2 protein-coding genes are annotated in these 1,688 nt (G+C 67.7%); both read right to left on the bottom strand.

Annotation, left to right across the window (positions count from 1 at the left end; genetic code table 11):
- Positions 1-172 precede the first annotated feature (172 nt).
- Positions 173-1,096, bottom strand: a complete 924-nt coding sequence (locus tag P409_RS33665) for an aspartyl/asparaginyl beta-hydroxylase domain-containing protein (RefSeq protein ID WP_034848948.1) — start codon at positions 1,094-1,096, stop codon at positions 173-175.
- Positions 1,097-1,208: 112 nt separating this feature from the next.
- Positions 1,209-1,688: DUF7436 family protein (locus P409_RS39685; protein ID WP_034848947.1), on the bottom strand; the 480-nt coding region annotated here is incomplete at its 5' end.

Here is a 1,688-nt window from a genome sequence, read left to right as displayed (position 1 = left end):
GCCACGGCGACGCCGCCATAGGCGCCGACCGCGCCGGACCAGTCGATGGCGACGAAGCGGTCGAAGGCGGCGGGGCCGCCCTCATGCGTCATGGATGTCACCGCGGATCACGCCTCGTGCGGGAAACGGCCGGCCGATACGGTGGCGCGGCGGCGTGTCCGAAGAAAGGCGATCAGGCGAGCGCCAGGAACGCCGCCAGCAGCCCGCCGAAGAAGACGTATTTGATCGCGTAGTACAGCTTGCGATTCTTCTTCTTCACCTTCTTGAAGAAGGCCCGGATCGGGTAGATGTAGCTGAAGGCCTTGTTCAGGGCCGAGACCTTGTCGCCGTCGGCGTTGCGGGTGGCGCCGGCCTGGATCAGGTACTTGGCGAAGAAGCGGTTCACCGCCAGCGCCCAGCGGAACCGCATCGGCCGCTCGACGTCGCAGAACAGGATCACCCGGTTCTCGTCCGAGAAGTTCTCGGCGTAGTGGATGAAGGTCTCGTCGAAGACCACGTCCTCGCCGTCGCGCCAGCTGTAGGACTTGCCGTCGACCACGATCCGGCAGCGGTCGTCATTCGGCGTGATCAGGCCGAGATGATAGCGCAGCGAGCCGGCATAGGGGTCGCGATGCGCCACCAGCTTGCCGCCCGGCGGCAGCGAGGTGAACATCGCCGCCTTCAGCCCGGGGATCTTCTGCACCAGCTCGACCGATTTCGGGCACTGCGCCGCGGCCGAGGGCAGCGGGTCGCCGTACCACTTCAGGTAATAGCGCTTCCAGCCGCGCCGGAAGAAGGAGTTGAAGCCGACATCGTCGAGCTTGTCCGAGCCCTTGATGTCGCCCTCCTCCTGCAGCCGCAGCGCCTCCTCGCGCAGGATGTGCCAGTTGTCCTTCAGCGCCTGCAGCTCCGGGAAGCTGCGCGGGTCGTGATAGGGCGTGCTGGGCACCCGCGAGAACAGGTACATGAAGCAGTTGATCGGCGCGAAGAAAGTCGAATGGTCGGTCAGCTGGCGGGTGAAGCGGTGCCGCACCTGGCCGCGGAAATGCACCCACAGCGCGGAGGCGATGTAGGCGTAGACGATCAGGAACTTCGGGGCGAACACAGTGGCCAGCATCTGGGCCATACCTCCAACCGGGACCCGGGCGGACGGGACCGGGTTTGCGACCAATTCGCACGCTCTATACCATCCCCGCCGCCTTGCCGATAGGACAACGGCGCCGCAGGGCTCAGGACGGCCCCGGCTGCCGCGGCAGGAAGCGGATCTCGCGCAGGTCCTGCAGCGCCTTCTGCCACAGCGTCTCGAAGCCCTGGGTCAGGCTGGCCGCCAGGTCGCGGTCATGCACCAGCAGCGAGGCGAAGCGCCCCTCCGGCACGAAGGGATGGTCGAGCGACAGGATCACCGTCTCGTCATCCAGCACATGGAAGGGGTGGCCCAGCTCGCCCGAGTAGCGCAGCCCCGACAGGTGGCCGAGCGACCCGCCATGACGCCGCAGGAAGGCCAGCAGCCGCGGCGCCGTGCGGTCGGAGAAACCGAAGATCGCCCGGTGGTCGAGCCCGCGGCCGGAGGCGGCGCGGGACACGCGCCTGAGCACGTCGAATCCCCCTTCGGCCTGGCGGTCGATGGCCGAGAGGTCGCCCTCCTCGAGATAGGATAGTACCCGCCGCCGCGCCCCGGCCAGGCGGGCGAGGTGGCGCTTCACATGGCT

The organism is Inquilinus limosus MP06 (assembly GCF_000767795.1).
Classification (GTDB): Bacteria; Pseudomonadota; Alphaproteobacteria; order DSM-16000; family Inquilinaceae; genus Inquilinus; species Inquilinus limosus_E.
Note: the sequence above shows the minus strand (reverse complement) of the source record. Positions and strands in the feature narration are given on the sequence as shown.